Origin of the sequence: Halomonas sp. QHL1 (genome assembly GCF_001882345.1) — a bacterium.
Classification (GTDB): Bacteria; Pseudomonadota; Gammaproteobacteria; order Pseudomonadales; family Halomonadaceae; genus Vreelandella.
Map to the genome: position 1 here is coordinate 1370821 of NZ_MINL01000001.1, position 16574 is coordinate 1387394.

Annotated in this window: 12 protein-coding genes; 8 read left to right on the forward strand and 4 right to left on the reverse strand. The window is 56.9% G+C overall.

The features are described from left to right. Positions 1-154 precede the first annotated feature (154 nt). Positions 155-1510 carry an aminodeoxychorismate synthase component I gene (gene pabB / locus QHL1GM_RS06290; RefSeq protein ID WP_071693703.1) on the forward strand — a complete coding sequence of 452 codons (1356 nt, stop codon included), beginning with the start codon at positions 155-157 and terminating at the stop codon, positions 1508-1510. Positions 1511-1628: 118 nt separating this feature from the next. Next, on the forward strand, positions 1629-2249 hold the full coding sequence (locus tag QHL1GM_RS06295) for a phosphoadenosine phosphosulfate reductase family protein (protein ID WP_071693704.1): 621 nt from the start codon (positions 1629-1631) through the stop codon (positions 2247-2249). 13 nt (positions 2250-2262) lie between these two features. Here QHL1GM_RS06295 and cysB read toward each other — a convergent pair whose 3' ends face one another. Continuing rightward, positions 2263-3237 (reverse strand): HTH-type transcriptional regulator CysB, encoded by a 975-nt coding sequence (gene cysB, locus QHL1GM_RS06300; RefSeq protein ID WP_071693705.1) that lies wholly within the window; start codon positions 3235-3237, stop codon positions 2263-2265. Positions 3238-3628: 391 nt separating this feature from the next. Between cysB and trxA the strand changes: the two genes are divergently transcribed. Continuing rightward, complete coding sequence (gene trxA, locus QHL1GM_RS06305) at positions 3629-3952, forward strand: thioredoxin (protein ID WP_007113240.1); 324 nt, start codon at positions 3629-3631, stop codon at positions 3950-3952. A 66-nt stretch (positions 3953-4018) separates the two neighbouring features. Here trxA and QHL1GM_RS06310 read toward each other — a convergent pair whose 3' ends face one another. Further along, positions 4019-5122, reverse strand: a complete 1104-nt coding sequence (locus tag QHL1GM_RS06310) for an AI-2E family transporter (protein ID WP_071693706.1) — start codon at positions 5120-5122, stop codon at positions 4019-4021. Positions 5123-5339: 217 nt separating this feature from the next. On the opposite strand from QHL1GM_RS06310, the gene QHL1GM_RS06315 reads away from it, so the two are divergent. After that, entirely contained in the window at positions 5340-6197 is an 858-nt protein-coding gene (locus tag QHL1GM_RS06315; RefSeq protein ID WP_071693707.1) for an SIMPL domain-containing protein, read from the forward strand. On the opposite strand, the gene serS is transcribed toward QHL1GM_RS06315, so the two are convergent. Next, on the reverse strand, positions 6142-7419 hold the full coding sequence (gene serS / locus QHL1GM_RS06320) for a serine--tRNA ligase (protein WP_071693708.1): 1278 nt from the start codon (positions 7417-7419) through the stop codon (positions 6142-6144). The genes QHL1GM_RS06315 and serS overlap by 56 nt on opposite strands. Before the next feature lie 188 nt (positions 7420-7607). Here serS and QHL1GM_RS06325 point away from each other — a divergent pair, with 188 nt between their 5' ends. The 4 genes from QHL1GM_RS06325 (at position 7608) to QHL1GM_RS06340 (ending at position 15742) form a co-directional block, all read left to right on the forward strand. Beyond that, on the forward strand, positions 7608-8198 hold the full coding sequence (locus tag QHL1GM_RS06325; RefSeq protein WP_071693709.1) for a DUF4202 domain-containing protein: 591 nt from the start codon (positions 7608-7610) through the stop codon (positions 8196-8198). Between the two features lie 114 nt (positions 8199-8312). Beyond that, a complete protein-coding gene (locus tag QHL1GM_RS06330; protein WP_071693710.1) occupies positions 8313-11414 on the forward strand; it encodes an FAD-binding and (Fe-S)-binding domain-containing protein in 3102 nt (1033 codons plus the stop codon). 104 nt (positions 11415-11518) lie between these two features. Continuing rightward, positions 11519-12580: an efflux RND transporter periplasmic adaptor subunit gene (locus tag QHL1GM_RS06335; RefSeq protein ID WP_071693711.1), complete on the forward strand. Its 1062-nt coding sequence runs from the start codon at positions 11519-11521 to the stop codon at positions 12578-12580. 18 nt (positions 12581-12598) lie between these two features. After that, positions 12599-15742, forward strand: a complete 3144-nt coding sequence (locus tag QHL1GM_RS06340) for an efflux RND transporter permease subunit (RefSeq protein WP_071693712.1) — start codon at positions 12599-12601, stop codon at positions 15740-15742. 12 nt (positions 15743-15754) lie between these two features. Here the strand turns inward: QHL1GM_RS06340 and trpC are convergent, their stop codons facing one another. After that, complete coding sequence (gene trpC, locus QHL1GM_RS06345; protein ID WP_071693713.1) at positions 15755-16558, reverse strand: indole-3-glycerol phosphate synthase TrpC; 804 nt, start codon at positions 16556-16558, stop codon at positions 15755-15757. Between the last annotated feature and the right edge of the window lie 16 nt (positions 16559-16574).

Sequence of the window (16574 nt, forward strand, 5' to 3'; positions counted from 1 at the left end):
TTATGCATCTTTCGTTGTAGGCAAAAAGTCTAGCTGTAAAAACAGTGTCAACAATCCTACTTCGAGCGTGAGAAATGCGTCAATCGCGTGACTGGTGCCGATCTTCAACGACCTCTAACATATGCAGCCCTTTTACCGGCCAGGCGTTTGCTTAATGAACCAGGCGTTGACGATAACTGCCCTGCCCTATTCACCCGACCCATTGGGAATATTCGCCTGCCTACGTGCCAGGCCCGGCGCGGTGCTGCTCGATAGTGGCCGCCCTATCGCCACCGGTCGCTTTGATATTATCAGCAGCGACCCGCTTGCGACGCTGGAAGTTGCTCATCATGGCGAGGCACGCGTTGCGTCAGATCAGCTTAACCCCCCGGCGCACTTGGCTAACGATGCATTTGCCCTTCAGCAATGGCTACTGGATCAACTGAATATCCCTGATGAAACCAGTGAACTCCCTTTTCTAGGCGGGCTAATAGGTTACTGGGGCTACGATCTAGGGCGAAAAACCTTATCGATACCGAGCGCTCAGGCAAGCGCAGCAACGTTACCGCAAGCCCGCTTAGGGCTTTACGATTGGTGTATCACCCTGGATCACATGGCCCAGCAGGCGTGGTTGATCGCCACCCCGCAGCGTCGTGAGCAAGTGGAGAGCTGGCTTACCCAGACGCCAGTACCCACTAGCGCGTTTACATTAACGGAACCTTTTAAAGCAGAACTTAGCCACACCCAATATGTCGCGCGCTTTAACGCCGTGCAGCGCTATATTCGAGCGGGTGACTGCTATCAAATCAATCTTGCTCAGCGTTTTTATGCCGATTACCAGGGGGATGAGTGGCAGGCGTACCTGCAGTTACGCAAAGCGACCCCCACGCCCTATTCAGGTTTTATGGCCTGGGGCGATAAGGCCGTACTGTCACTTTCGCCCGAGCGGTTTATTCAGTGCCGCAACGGCGAGGTCGAAACACGGCCGATTAAAGGTACCCGCCCGAGAGGCGCGACGCCTGAAGAGGATCAGGCGCTGGCTGAAGAGCTAATGAGCAGCACTAAAGATCGCGCTGAAAATGTGATGATCGTTGACCTGATGCGCAATGACCTGGGTCGTGTGTGTCAGCCCGGCTCCATTCGCGTGCCGCAGTTGTGCCACTTAGAGAGCTACCCTAACGTTCACCATTTAGTTAGCGTCGTACAGGGGGCCCTGGCAGATAACTACACCCCACTGGCACTGCTTAAGGCAGCTTTTCCCGGCGGCTCAATTACCGGCGCCCCCAAAATTCGCGCGATGCAGATCATCGATGAACTAGAGCCCTGCCAGCGCAGTGTTTATTGCGGCAGCCTTGGCTATGTGGATGTGCGCGGCAGCATGGATACCTCCATCGCTATTCGCACGATGGTTGCCGAGGCGGGAAGAGTGCATGTATGGGGCGGCGGGGGGTTAGTAGCAGACTCCCAAGCGGACGAAGAGTACACCGAGACACTGGATAAAATTCGCCACCTTATTGGCGCTTTGGAATAAGCAGCACATCTTTCTAAATCAAAAAGGAATATAAAAGCCTAACTAAACGGTATTGGGGAGTCAGGGTTTGAGTTTGGTAGCCTAGTCACCATTAATCTACACCCGAACAGGAGGCAGCATGTCCTCAGAGCTTGAAGCGATCAATAACGAATTTGCTAACAATCCCCAGGGCTTGGTTGAGTGGGCATTAGCCCAGGGATCACGACCTATTTGCACCACCAACTTTCGTCCCTTTGAGGCGGTGATTCTGCATATGGTCAGCCAGGTGCGCCCGGATATACCGATTGTATGGATGGACAGCGGTTACAACACCGAGGCGACCTATCGGTTCGCCGACGAGGTGATAAAACAGCTCAACCTGAACATCGTGTGCTTTGTGCCCCGCCGTACCCGCGCCCACCGTGAAGCGCTGGAAGGCCCCATGCCGGGTATCGACGACCCACGCCACGCGGCCTTTACGCAGGAAGTTAAAATCGAGCCCTTCGAGCGCGCGCTGCGTGAAATGCAGCCCGACGTATGGTTCACCGCACTACGCGCCGAAGACACCCCCGAGCGGGCCAAGATGCAGCCGGTTAGCCGCAACAGCAATGGGCTATTGAAAGTCGCCCCGCTGCTACAGTGGAGCGCCAAGGATATGTACCAGTATCTACAAGCACATAATCTGCCCAACAACTTCGACTACTTCGACCCCACCAAGGTAGAAGAGAAGCGCGAGTGCGGGCTGCATTTACAGCACTAACTCACACTGCGGGTTAATACTCCGGCAGGTCCAGGTCGTCAAATAGCGACTGCTCATGGCGCGGGCCTGCCGTTAACGCTTCATCAACCCGGTCGCGGGTTAAGTGAGGCGCAAATCGCTCCAAAAAGTCATACATATAGCCGCGCATAAAGGTGCCACGACGAATACCGATTTTAGTCGTGGAACTGGCAAACAGATGGCTTGCATCCAGCGCTACCAAATCCTCATCGAGCGCCTCGTCCACGGCCATGTGCGCCACAATGCCCACCCCCATGCCCAGCCTCACGTAGGTCTTGATCACGTCGGCATCGGCGGCGGTTAGCACCACATTGGGCGTTAACCCTTTCGCTTTGAAGGCATCGTCTAACTGCGAACGGCCGGTAAACCCAAACACGTAGGTGACCAGCGGATGTTCGCCGAGCGCTTCAAGCGTTAACGGCCCCTGATGAGTGGCTAATGGGTGACCCTTAGGCACCAGTACGCAGCGGTTCCAGCGATAGCACGGCAGAAGCACTAAATCGGTAAATAGCTCTAACGACTCGGTCGCGATGGCGAAATCGGCCTGCCCCTCACTAACCATCTGCGCGATCTGCTTGGGCGTACCCTGCTGCATATGTAGAGCAACATCAGGGTATTTCAGAGTGAATTCGCTGATAATGGGTGGCAGCGCGTAACGAGCCTGGGTATGGGTCGTGGCAATGGCCAAGCTGCCGCGGCGCTCATCGCTATGCTCTTGAGCCACCTGCTTGATGTTTTCGGTGAGGCGCAGTACCTGCCCGGCCAAGTCAATAATCGACTGACCGGCAGGCGTCACACGTGTCAGGTGCTTGCCGCTACGTGCAAATATCTCGACGCCAAGCTCATCTTCTAACAAACGGATCTGCTTGGAAATACCCGGCTGTGAGGTAAATAGACTTTGCGCTGTGGCCGAGACGTTCAGGTTATGTCGATTGACTTCCCAGATATAGCGGAGCTGTTGTAGCTTCATATCCTCACCTTATTTATTCTCTATACAGACCTATGTAGACCGTATCTCAATGTAGGCCGAACCTTTAAACACACCCATGCGCCGGGTGCTACGTCACGTCTGACGGGTTGTGTCGCCACACTCGGCACTCTACAGCACCATATAGAATAAAAAACACCAAAATAATACTTTTATATTATAAAAAAACGTCCTACCAGCACCCATTAATTTCTGCTATTTAGTTAACTCACTGTGCAGGAAATTTGCCAGCAACCCTCACGCCCGCTAACATCTGCGCACTATTATCGCGATAGACACGAGGCGCGGTGAAAGAGCACCTATGGATCGCGTAATGACCGTTGCTCCATTTGAGGCAACGAAACAGTAAGAGCAACGCAAACGGGAGAAGCAAATGGCTAATAATGTTGATGTCACCAACGCCAATTTTGAGCAAGAAGTCCTCAACGCTGAACAGCCTGTGCTAATGAAATTCTGGGCGCCCTGGTGTGGCCCATGCAAAGTCATGGCCCCGGTCGTTGATGAAGTGGCTGCAGAACGTCAGGAAAGCCTGAAAGTTGTTAGCGTCAATGTAGACGACGCACCAGAAATTGCTGCCGAGCAAGGCGTGCGCGGTGTACCTACCGTCATGCTGTTTAAGTCCGGCACCAAAGTCGCTTCACTGGTTGGCGCGCAATCTAAGTCGCAACTGACGCAGTTCATCGAACAAAACGCCTGATGAATGTGTAGCACTTGTAACAGCCGCCGACTCTGTCGGCGGTAGTATTATCACTACTTTTCTACCTTAATTTCTACGCTTCCACGGCGGCAAACTTGCGTCACTCGCCCGGCCATCTTTGACGCGACGCTTTCCAGGCCCTAACAGCCGTGCGATCCAGCGTGTTTGTGGATGACTATCGAGGGCAATCTTCAGCGTCATCGTCAGCACCACCGAAAGCAACATCCCCGCCGCACCAAATATCCACCCCCAGACCACCAGCGATAAAAACGCCACGAAAGTGGAAAGTCCCAGCGCCTGCCCCATTACCCGCGGCTCAATCAGGTTGCCGAGTACAAAGTTGATAACCAAATAAGCGGAGGCCAGTAGCAACGCTTGAAAGGCGCCACCATCCTGGGCGACCAGCAGTAACAGCACGGGAGGTATCGCGGCCAACGCGGAGCCAATATTAGGGATAAAGTTGAGTGCGAAGGCTAATACGCCCCACAGCAGCGGAAAATCCACACCAACAACCACACAGGAGAGCCATACCAACGCCCCGGTAGCTAGGCTAATCATGGTTTTTACGGCTAGGTAGCGCTTCAGCGTTAAGCTGAATTCACTAAAACGCTTCAAGCTAGGTGCCGGATTTTCCAGTGCCCGAGAGACTTTGTCGCGTACATTGAGTGTTTCAAACAGCATAAAGATGACCAGCAGCCCGACAATGATACTCTGCATGAAAAGGTTGCCGAGCTGGCCCAATAAAGCTGGCATCCAGGAGCCTTCATCTTCCCCTTCGAACAGCGAGTTGATCTGGTCGGGATTGATGGCTAGCCCGCGTGACGAGAGCGCATTAAGCAAGTTCCAGTACTGCTCATAAAGCCGCGACTCTATCTCCGGCAACGCTGTTACAAAGGTACTAAAGCTATTAACGACCAGCAGGCCGATCAGCGATATAAACGCCAGTAACACCATCAAGGTTAGAAATGCCGACATCCGCATGCTTAAGCCACAGCGATGCAGCCACTGCACTGGTGAGGTACACACTACCGCGATAAATATCGCCAGCAGCAGCGGTACTAATAAATCAGCGCCTGCTTTCATTCCAGCGATAATCACTACCAACGCAGCGAGCGCCAAGGTGGCATTGAGGGGAATACTGCGGTAATCCTCGTCCGACAAGTTCGACATAATCCATCCCTAGCTTGTTATCCATATATAATGGCTGCATTCGGCATATTGCACAAACCGTGCAATTAATAAGTAACTGTTTTACGTCCACTCTTCCGTACTGAACTTTCTCTTTCACATTGCTTCCAAGCTGGGCCTGCCCTAACTTCCTGAAACAGCTTTTAAAATCAGGGTTTAACTTGGCGGCGCGACTGTCTGTTCTCTAAGGAAAACATTTATGAAAGCAATACCGGCAAATCTTCAAACACCAGGCTCTAAACGTTTACGTAATAGCCTACTAGGCGGTGCGCTATTGGCACTCCTTAGCGTTCCTTTTGCTCACGCGTCACCGTCACACCCGCCCCAGCCCAGCCTGCATGTTCAAGCGCAGTCGTGGGTTGAGGTAGAACCCGACAAAGCCACCCTAAATGCTCGGCTGTGGGAGAACACTCCCGCCCTTTCCACCTTGGAAGAGAGCGATAGTAGCGCACTTAGCGATGCTCGCGAGCGTTTAGAGACCCGCGCCAGCGAATTAATCGAGCAGATGGAAACCACCGGCCTTGAACGCAACGCCATCAATGCAGGCTCGTTAAATGTCTATCCTGAGCATATTCAAGGGCCACGCAACGAGGATGGCGAACATGAAACACTGCAACGCACGCGTCTCGAGCGGCCGATCACCGTCGAACTCACCGACCTTGATCAGTTAAGCGAGGTGTTAGACGCGCTAATAGCCGCTGGTGTTAACGCATTGGATGGCGTGCAGTTTGACCTGCAAGACCGCGACGCCGCAACCGACGAAGCGTTGGTTAAAGCGCTAGAGAAAGCGCAACACAAAGCTAACCTAATGGCCGACAGCTTAGATGCCGAGCTGGGCCATGTGCAGCGTATTGAAGAAACGCAATCGCCTATTTTCCAGCCGCGCATGATGTCGATGCGGGCGGAGAGCGATGCCGCCGGTGCTAGCCAATCTGGTGCCGCCAGTGATTACAGCCCCGGCACCATTCGTATTGATGCCGGGGTTAGCGTTGAGTGGGCGCTTAAAGGGCCAGACGCTCCACACCGCCCAGATAGCGACGTAGCGGCTCAGGAATAGTTACCGAGCCATCCGCCTGCTGGTGGTTTTCAAGCACCGCCAGCAGGCAACGACCTACCGCCAGCCCTGAACCGTTCAGCGTATGCAGCAGCTGCGGCTTTTTGGCATCCGGATGCCGATACCGCGCCTGCATACGCCGGGCCTGGAAATCCTCGCAGTTAGAGACCGACGAGATCTCCCGGTACGTCTCCTGGCTGGGCAGCCACACTTCCAAGTCGTAGGTCTTCGTGGCCCCAAAGCCCATATCGCCAGTGCATAGCGTCACTACGCGATACGGCAACTCTAACGCCTGCAGGATCGCCTCCGCATGGCCGCGCATCTCTTCGAGCGCTTCGTAGCTCTTCTCAGGCTCCACAATCTGCACCATTTCGACTTTATCGAACTGATGCTGACGGATCATACCGCGGGTATCGCGTCCGTGAGAGCCCGCCTCAGAGCGGAAACACGGTGTATGCGCGGTAAGCTTCATCGGCAGCGCTGCCTGCTCGACAATTTCATCGCGCACAAAGTTGGTCAGCGGCACTTCTGAAGTGGGAATCAGGTGGTACTCGCGCTCATCGTCCAGCTTGAACAAGTCTTCGCCAAACTTTGGCAGCTGGCCAGTGCCCATCAGCGAATCGCGGTTGACCATATACGGCACGTAGCACTCTTCGTAGCCGTGCTGTTCGGTTTGGGTGTCCAGCATAAACTGCGCCAACGCCCGGTGAAGGCGCGCAATCGGTCCGCGCATTACCGCAAATCGGGCACCGGTGATTTTAGCCGCCAGCTCAAAATCGAGATAACCCGACTTCTTGCCTAGATCAACGTGATCCAGCACCTCGAAATCAAACTCCCGCGGAATGCCCCAGCGGTGCAACTCAACGTTATCGGCTTCGCTTTTGCCTTCCGGCACGCTTTCGTGGGGTAAGTTGGGAATACCGCTGATGGCGTCGTCCCACTCTTCCTGCACCTCGGCCAGCTCGCGCTTGGCTTTATCCAGGCGATCGCCTAAATCGCTGACCTCATCCAGCAGCGGCTGAATATCTTCACCGTTGGCCTTAGCCTTGCCAATCGCTTTGGAGCGCATATTGCGCTCGTTTTGCAGCTGCTCGGTTTGCGTTTGCAGCTCGCGACGACGCGACTCCAGCGCCTGCAGTCCCGCTTTATCAAGCACAAAGCCCCGGCGGGCCAGTTGTTGAGCAACCGTGTCAAGATCACCACGCAGCAGTTTCGGATCGAGCATGAATCCTGTCCCTTGGCCTGAAAACAATAAAAGCAACGCGCCAATGCACGTGCATAAAGGCGTCTATTGTAGGCAAAAGCACGACGGGGAGCTATGGGTGGTGTCAGATGGCATACGTAGAGTGTTGTGATTCGCGCGGTTTCTCGGCAACCTAGTTCTTATTCACACCTAAGCTGAGCACCCTTGCTATGCCTACCGCTTTTGATCAAACGCTCGTCGCCATCGATGCCCTGCATGCCGAGGACCCGCGTTCCACCACCCTTGCCGATGGCACCTCCATGCCCCAGGAACTGGCCTATGCCCAGCGCATGAGCAGCTGGCTAGACCGCGTGCATGACGCCCCAGATGAAGTACTGCGCCTGGCAGTGCGCGCCCAGCACTTACAGCGTTGGTTAGTCCCGCGTGAGGAGTACCCCGAAGGGCGCGTAGGCTATCTAACCTGGCGGCGCGATCAGGGCAAGCGCGCAGGCGAGACCACTGCCCAACTGATGCAGGAAGCCGGTTATAGCGCCGAGGATGCTCAACGCGTCACAGCGATGATCGGCAAGAAAGGCCTGGGCCGCGACCCTGAGGTACAAGCGCTGGAGGATTGCGCCTGTCTAGTATTTCTAGAGAACTACTTTGCCGATTTCTCGCGCAAGATCGAGCACGACCATATGGTGCGTATTGTGCAGATGACCTGGCGCAAAATGTCGCCCCGCGCCCACGATCTGGCCCTAACGTTACCCATGTCGGACGCCTCATTAGCGCTGGTAAAAGAGGCCCTGGGAGTAGAGTAAGGTGTGGGGTAAGCTACAAAGCAATGCGCTACCGTGAGATGCAGCGGGGAAGCCGCTGCGGTAAAGTAGCGGTCTTCTTTTATTGCGCCCCCGGCACTGACGGCTTGATCACCTATGATTGCATCCTTGGACACCCGTACCGCCCCGTTCGAACGCTTGGGCAATGAGTATGTACGATTTCTGCAGGCTCTTAAAACGCGCGGCTTTGAAGGCGAAATCGCGCCCGATTACGCCAACCGTACGGTGCTGGCGACGGACAATTCGATTTATCAGCGCCTGCCCCAGGCGGCGGTCTACCCCAAGCATGCCGAAGATATAGAGCGCCTTACCCGACTGGCCGCCCAAACCACTCACCGCAGTATTGTGTTAACGCCCAGAGGCGGCGGCACCGGCACCAACGGCCAGTCGCTCACCGACGGCATCGTGGTGGATGTCTCCCGCCACATGAACAAGATCATTGAGATCGATGTGGAAGCACGGCGGGTGCGTGTGCAAGCCGGGGTAATAAAGGATCAACTTAACGCCGCGCTCAAGCCCCATGGACTGTTTTTCGCCCCGGAGCTTTCGACCTCCAGCCGCGCCACTATTGGCGGCATGATCTCTACCGATGCCAGCGGCCAGGGCAGCTGCGAATACGGCAAAACCCGTGACCACGTGCTGGAGCTCGATACCATTCTGATCGGCGGAAAGCACCTGCACAGCCGCGTGTTAACACAGGATGAAGAGCAGGCTGAGTGCCAACAGGAAGGCATTCTGGGCCGTGTGCATTCCACCGCCGCCGAGATTATTGACCAGCAGCGCGACTTGATTGCTGCCAAATTCCCGCCGCTCAACCGCTGCTTGACCGGCTACGACTTGGCCCACCTGCGTGACGGCGAGGGGCAGCTTAACCTCAACAGCTTGGTGTGCGGCTCGGAAGGTTCGCTGGGCTTTTTGAACGAAGCGGTGCTGAACGTGCTGCCGATTCCCAAGCACTCCACCCTGGTCAATGTGCGCTACACCAGTTTTATGGACGCATTGCGGGATGCCAAAACATTAATGACCGCCAGCGCTCGTCCTACCTCGATAGAAACCATCGACGACACCGTGCTGCAGCTGGCCATGGAAGACTTCGTCTGGGACAGCGTGGCGGAGTTCTTCCCGGCGACCTCTAACACGGCGATTCGCGGCATTAACCTGATCGAATTTAATGACGACGATGAGAGCGCCCTCGCCGAACGGGTGCGCGCCTTCACCGACCACCTAAGCCAAGACACCACCGTAGAGCGGCTGGGCTACACTCTGGCAGAGGGACGCGGACAGATCCAGAAAGTCTACGGAATGCGCAAGCGCTCGGTGGGTTTGCTCGGCAATGTACAGGGCGAGAAACGGCCAATCCCGTTTGTGGAAGATACAGCCGTACCGCCGGAGCACTTGGCGGACTTTATCGCCGAGTTCCGCGCCGCGCTGGATGCCCGTGGGCTTTCCTACGGGATGTTTGGCCATGTCGACGCCGGCGTACTGCACGTGCGCCCCGCCATCGATATGAAGGATCCCGAACAGGAAAAACTGATACGCGCGGTGTCCGATGAAGTGGCGACGCTTACCCAGAAATATGGTGGTCTGCTGTGGGGCGAACACGGCAAGGGCGTTCGCTCCGAATATGCGCCTAAATTCTTTGGCGAACTCTACCCCAGCCTACAGCGGGTAAAAGCGGCTTTTGACCCCTATAACCAGCTCAACCCTGGCAAGATCGCCTCGCCCGCCGAAAGCGGCGAGCTAATCGCCAAGGATAGCGACCCCGATTTGTTGAAGGTCGATGGTGTGCCCATGCGCGGCCAGTTTGACCGCACCATCGATGAGCGTGCCTGGCAGGCCTACGACGCCGCGGTGTACTGCAACGGTAACGGCGCCTGCTACAACTACGACCTCGATGACCCCATGTGCCCCTCCTGGAAGGCGACGCGGGATCGCCGCCACTCGCCCAAAGGCCGCGCCAGCTTGATCCGCGAATGGCTGCGGCTGCAGACCCAGGCGGGGATCGATGTCGTTGAGGAGTCGCGCAAGAAGAAAGCCGAAGGCGGCTGGGGCTTTATGAAACGCTTTCCGCTGCGGGTGGCGAACACCCTAAGCCGCAAGCAGCACCACGACTACTCCCACGAAGTTTACGACGCCATGGCGGGCTGTTTGGCGTGTAAGTCCTGCGCGGGGCAGTGCCCGGTTAAGGTCAACGTCCCTCAGTTTCGTTCGCAGTTCTTAGAGGTCTACCACGGCCGCTACCTGCGCCCGCTGCGCGACTACGTGATTGGCGGCACCGAGTTTATGCTGCCTACCCTGGCCAAGGCGGCACCGCTGTATAACGCCGTGATTGGCCAGCGCTGGGTAGAGCAACTGATGCGCCGAACCTTGGGCATGAGCGATTCACCGGCGCTTTCACGAGCCAGCGTCAAAAAGCAGCTGAACGCCTGGGGCGTCGCCGAGGCAACGCCGCTCTCGCTGGCCCTGTTAACCGAACAGCAGCGCGCCAACAGCGTGATTATTGTACAGGATGCCTTCACCACTCACTTTGAAGCCAAGCTGGTCATGGACGTGGTAGAGCTACTCTCGCGTCTCAATCTACGCGTATTCGTGATGCCCTATTCGGCGAACGGCAAGCCGCTCCAGGTGCAGGGCTTCTTGGGCGCCTTCGAGCGCACCGCCGCCAAGCAGGCCGAACGGCTACGCACCCTGGCCCGCTTTGATATCCCCCTGGTGGGCATCGACCCAGCCATGACGCTTACCTACCGCCAGGAGTACGTCAAAGCGTTAGGCGATGAGGCGGTGCCAGAGGTGCTGATGTTGCAGGAGTGGCTGGCGACCCGGATAAACACGCTTGCGCCTAACCAGCTTAAGCTAACCGATCCAGGCTTTAAGCTGCTCTCCCACTGCACTGAGAAAACCAACGCACCAGGTAGCCCTAAAGCATGGCAGCAGGTATTTGCGGCCTTTGGATTAGAGCTTGAGCTGCTGGCCACCGGCTGCTGCGGTATGTCGGGCACCTACGGCCACGAAACCCGCAACGCCGCCACTTCAAAAACTATCTACGCCCAGTCGTGGCAGCCCCAGGTAGAAGCCGAAAACAACGTAGGCAAGTTGCTGGCCACCGGTTACTCCTGCCGCAGCCAGGTAAAGCGCTACTCTGAACAAGTTCTGCTGCACCCTTTGCAGGCACTACTTATTGCCTTAAAGCGCAGCTAAAGTTTGTACAAACACTAAGCCTTGTATAACGTTGAGGGAGCTAACGGCGTGCAGTGCAGAAATCTGTCACGCTGTTCATTGACTGTTATCTTTCAGGAGCTGCCTTGTTATCTCTACTTTCCTCTCTGAGTCGCCTTGGCGCAGGCGCTGTTTTAACCCTGAGCCTAGCGGCCATGGCGGTCGCTCAGGAAAACCGTGTTGAGACGCAGGTGGTTACTGACTCTCCGCGGATTGAGATACTGCCGCTTATCGGTAGCGTTAGCGCCCCACAAACCTCCCAACTGTCCAGCGCTGAAGCGGGTCAGGTCAGCGAGCTAACGGTTGAAATGGGCGACACAGTTACTCAAGGCCAGCCGCTGCTCTCATTGGATACCCGCGATATTAGCTTGGAAAGCCAGCGCGCCCGCGCGAATCTAGCCCAGGCCGAAGCCGAACGTGACGAAGCACAGCGCCTAGTGAGCGAAGCCAACCAGCTCTCGGCGCAAAACTTTGCTGCCAGCGAGCGCCGCCAGCGTGAAAGCGCTTTGGCGGCTGCCCAGGCCACCCTTGAAGCGCGCCGAGCGGATTACGAGCTAGCCCAACTGCAGCTCGAGCGTCACCAGATACGCGCACCCTTCGACGGCATGGTCACCCACCGGGAGAGCAATGTCGGTGAGTGGGTCAACCCTGGCGATACCCTGCTCACCTTGGTCGATTTAGCGTCCCTTCGCTTGGATTTCTCGGCGCCGCTCTCTGCCTACCAACGCTTTGAGGGCTCCCAGTTAGAGGTGCGCTTAGAAGGCAGCGATCAATGGCACCAGGCGCGCACCCTCGCGCGTATTCCCCTCGATGCCAGCTCAAGGCAGTTTCTGCTTCGCGCGGCGCCGGAAAAACAACTTGAAATGCTGCCGGGTATGGCGGTGGAAGGCCGTTTGCAACTTAACGGCGAAAGCGGACCCAGCGTGCCGCGGGATGCCCTCATTCGCCGACCGGATGGCAGCGTTAGCGTTTGGCTAGCCCGCCAGAGCGATGATACTTGGCAGGCGTTCGAGCAGAGGGTTGAGATCGGCAGCAGCTACCAGGGAGAGGTCGCCGTCAATGAGGGCCTATCAGCGGGAGACCGCGTCATCGTCGTCGGTAATGAGCGGCTTGAAGACGGGCAAAACGTGTCCCTGAGCGACGACTAAAGGAGCCCGACCCCACCTATGTTTGCCGCCATTATTCGTCACGGCATCTTGGTTAGCGTTATTACGCTGATCCTGCTGATTCTGGGTATCGCTGCCATCTGGCGCATCCCTGTACAGATGATTCCCGACCTGGAAACCCGCGTGGTGGGTATCGAGACCCAGTGGCCGGGTGCTACGCCGCAGGATATTGAAAAGGATATCCTGATAGAGCAGGAGGAGTTCCTGCGTAATGTGCCCAACCTGCAGCGCATGGAGTCCACCGCCAGCAGCGGCAGCGCCGAAATCGAGCTGGAGTTCCCGTTTGGCGTAGACCTTACCGAAACCTTGATTCGGGTTAACAACGCGCTAAGTCAGGTGCCCTCCTACCCCAATAACGTTGACCAGCCGCGCATCGTGGCCAACTCGTTTTCCGCCAACGCCTTTATGTACTTTAACATTGGCCCCCGGGAGGGTAACCCTCGCCAGCTCGATATGCCGGCCATGCGCGACTACCTGGAGGATAATGTCCGCCCGCGCCTTGAGAGCGTTGCCGGTGTATCGGAAGTTACGGTTTCCGGTGGTGCAGAGCGGCAAATGCAGCTACTGATCGACCCCGAAGCGTTGGTAGCCCGTGAACTGAGTATCGCTGATATTCAGGCCGCCCTTCAGGCCCGCAACCAGGATGTCTCCGGCGGCAGCCTAGAGAGCGGCAAACGCCGCTACCTGCTGCGTACCGTGGGCCGTTTTGAGAATGTTGAAAGCCTTGAAGCGCTGATCCTCATCCGCGACGGCGACGCGGTCACCCGGCTAAGCGATGTGGCCGAGGTGCGTCAATCCTATGCTGAACTCACATCCCGCGCTTACAGCTCGGACGGACAGCCGGTATTAAGCGTGCAGGTGCGCCGGGAACCGGGCGCCAACGTGATCGATATCAAGCGTGCCATGCTCGACGAAGTCGCGGCGCTTAATCAAGGTCTGCTAGCCGGGCAGGGCATGCGTATGACGCTCTCCAGCGACGACGTGCGCTACGTGGAGTCGTCGATTGCCAATGTCTGGGTCAATCTGGGCCTGGGGGCGCTGTTTGCCACCTTGGTGATGTACGCTTTTCTTCGCTCCGCCCGCGCTACCCTGGCCGGGGTCATCGGCATACCTATCTGCACCATCGCTGCCTTTCTAGGCCTGCTGCTGGCGGGCCGCACGCTCAACGTCATTTCGCTGGCGGGTGTTGCTTTCGCCATTGGCATGACCATCGATAACACCATCGTCGTGCTGGAGAGCATTGAGACCCAGCGCCGCCGTGGCCTGGCGCGCTTTGAAGCGGCTCTCGAGGGCGTCAAGCAAGTATGGCCCGCGGTGCTCGCCTCAACGCTGACTACTATTTTAGTCTTTGTGCCGATCTTCTTTATTCAGCAGGAAGCCGGGCAGCTCTACTCCGATATTGCAGTGGCCATCTCGACCTCGATTATTGTCTCCATGGTGGTCGCCATTACCGTTATTCCCACCCTGGGCGCGCATATCGATTTTCGCGGTAAGGAGAGCGCTTCAACGTCATCGCCGCGCTGGGTACGCGGCTGTCTGTGGGTAGTTGATGGCATCATCCGCACGACCTTCCGGCGCGTTCTCGCCATCGTGCTGGGCATTGTGGGGGGTATCGGCATTTTTGTCTGGCTGACGCCCCCGGCGGAGTACCTGCCCGAAGGCGAAGAAGCCAAAACCTTTGCTAGCATGAACGCCCCGGCGAGTTACAATCTGGCCACCATGGATGCGATTGCCCAAACCCTGCAACAGGAGTTGGAGCCCCATGTGGGCGCTGAGCCTGAGCGCTTCGAGGGCGGCGACACCGACATCCCGCCGATTCGCACTATGGGGATACAAGCCGAAGCTCAAAGCCTACGGATCATTGCTGAAACCATCGACCCCATCCATATTGAAGCGTTGATGGACGCCCTCACCCGTCGTTTTGAGAAATACCCAGACATGCGCGCCTTTGCCGCTCGCGGCTCGATTATCTCCAGCAACGACGGTGGTACACGCAGTATCACGCTAGATATTGCCGGCAACGATCTAAACGAACTCTACACTACCGCCAATGCGATTTATCAGCGCGCCCAGACAGTGTTCGACAACCCACGCATTCAGTCGCGGCCCTCCGCCCTGGATCTTGGCCAGCCGCTGATCGAGGTGTATCCCAATTGGGAGCGCGCGGCCGAAGTCGGCCTGGATACCAGCGCGTTGGGCACCACCGTCGCGGTGCTCACCAACGGCGCCTACCTGGATGACTTTTATCTCGACGACGAGAAAATCGACCTTTACGGCTATGGCCCCGAGGCGGGCGATATCGACCTGGATGCCCTCGCCACCCTGCCCATCTATACCCCTTCTGGGGTGAGCGTTCCGCTCAACACCCTCGCCGATATTCGCGAGACGGTGGGAACGGCTACGCTGCGGCGGGTAGACGGTCGCCGCAGCGTTACGCTGGACGTCATTCCACCCCGCAGCGTGGCGCTGGAAGCCGGTATCGAGCAAATGCAGGATGAGGTGATCGACCAACTGCGCGATGAAGGCGTCATACCTGCCAACATTAATGTCAGCGTGACCGGTGCGGGGGATCAGTTGGACGCAACCCGCCAGGCGCTTACCGGCAATGCGTTAATCGCCTTGGCGATTGTGTATCTGCTGCTGGTAGCGATTTTTGCCCACTGGGGTTACCCGCTGCTTATCCTCGCCACTATTCCGTTAGGTGCCGCCGGGGGGATTGTAGGGCTGTGGCTGATGAATACGGTGGGCGCTCAGTTGCCGAAAATTGGTTTGAACGCCATCAGCCAGCCGTTTGATATGATCACCATGCTGGGATTTTTGATTCTGATGGGGACAGTGGTCAACAACCCGATACTGGTGGTGCATCAAGCGAGAGAGAATCTACGCACGGCGAGCATGGGGGTGCGGGAAGCCGTTCAACAGGCGGTGGAGAGCCGTTTAAGGCCTATCGCCATGACGACTCTTACCACCCTGTGCGGGCTTTCGCCGCTGGTGTTTCTACCCGGGGAAGGCACCGAGCTTTACCGCGGCGTCGGTGCCATTGTGCTATTTGGGCTGCTCGGTACGGCAATTGTCACCGTTACCTTCTTGCCAGCGCTTACCGTTGCCGTACTCAGCTGGAAAACCAAACGGTCGGCGAGCTAACAAGCTGCGGCGTTAAAAGAATAACTGCTTCAGTGCCAAGCCTGGATCGCTTTCGCGCATAAAGACTTCGCCAACCAGGAACCCGTTAACGTTGTGGTCACGCATTAGCTCAACGTCATCGCGGGTATGGATACCCGATTCGGTAATCACTGTGACGCCCTCAGGAATGCGCGGCAGCAGATCCAGAGTGGTATTCAGGCTGGTTTCAAAGGTATGCAGGTTCCGGTTATTGATGCCGACCAGCTTTAGATCCAGCGCTAGCGCGCGCTCAAGCTCCTCGGCGTCGTGCACCTCGACTAGCACATCCATACCCAGCTGATTGGCCTGCTGGTTCAGGTCGCGCAGCTGTGCGTCATCCAGGGCAGCAACGATCAGTAGTATGCAGTCCGATCCAATCGCCCGCGCTTCACAGACCTGGTAGCCATGGGTGATAAAGTCTTTGCGAATCACCGGCAGCGTGCAGACATCCCGAGCGGCGATCAAATAGTCTTCGTGGCCTTGGAAAAAGTCGGCGTCGGTGAGTACGGACAGACAAGCCGCGCCCCCTTGAGCATAGCTTTTAGCGATATCCGAGGGGTGAAACTCTTCGCGAATGATGCCTTTTGACGGTGAGGCTTTTTTCACCTCGGCGATAATCGCTGGATCACCTGTGGCGATGCGCGTATTAAGCGCCTCAATAAAGCCGCGGGGGGCGCTCTGCTGCTCCCCGAGGGCGAGCAGATCGGACTCCGAGACCGCTTGACGACGCTCAGCCACCTCTTGATCTTTGCGAGCCAGAATGCGCGTTAAAATAGTTGGCGTTGCCTGTTGAGTCATGGTGGTCTCGACTTAT

Excerpts from the sequence above, each read along its gene's own strand:
- QHL1GM_RS06340 (WP_071693712.1), top strand. The coding sequence starts at position 12,599 with ATGTTTGCCGCCATTATTCGTCACGGCATCTTGGTTAGCGTTATTACG.
- QHL1GM_RS06315 (WP_071693707.1), top strand. The coding sequence starts at position 5,340 with ATGAAAGCAATACCGGCAAATCTTCAAACACCAGGCTCTAAACGTTTA.
- trxA (WP_007113240.1), top strand. The coding sequence starts at position 3,629 with ATGGCTAATAATGTTGATGTCACCAACGCCAATTTTGAGCAAGAAGTC.
- cysB (WP_071693705.1), bottom strand. The coding sequence starts at position 3,237 with ATGAAGCTACAACAGCTCCGCTATATCTGGGAAGTCAATCGACATAAC.
- QHL1GM_RS06330 (WP_071693710.1), top strand. The coding sequence starts at position 8,313 with ATGATTGCATCCTTGGACACCCGTACCGCCCCGTTCGAACGCTTGGGC.
- QHL1GM_RS06325 (WP_071693709.1), top strand. The coding sequence starts at position 7,608 with ATGCCTACCGCTTTTGATCAAACGCTCGTCGCCATCGATGCCCTGCAT.
- QHL1GM_RS06310 (WP_071693706.1), bottom strand. The coding sequence starts at position 5,122 with ATGTCGAACTTGTCGGACGAGGATTACCGCAGTATTCCCCTCAATGCC.
- serS (WP_071693708.1), bottom strand. The coding sequence starts at position 7,419 with ATGCTCGATCCGAAACTGCTGCGTGGTGATCTTGACACGGTTGCTCAA.
- pabB (WP_071693703.1), top strand. The coding sequence starts at position 155 with ATGAACCAGGCGTTGACGATAACTGCCCTGCCCTATTCACCCGACCCA.
- QHL1GM_RS06295 (WP_071693704.1), top strand. The coding sequence starts at position 1,629 with ATGTCCTCAGAGCTTGAAGCGATCAATAACGAATTTGCTAACAATCCC.
- trpC (WP_071693713.1), bottom strand. The coding sequence starts at position 16,558 with ATGACTCAACAGGCAACGCCAACTATTTTAACGCGCATTCTGGCTCGC.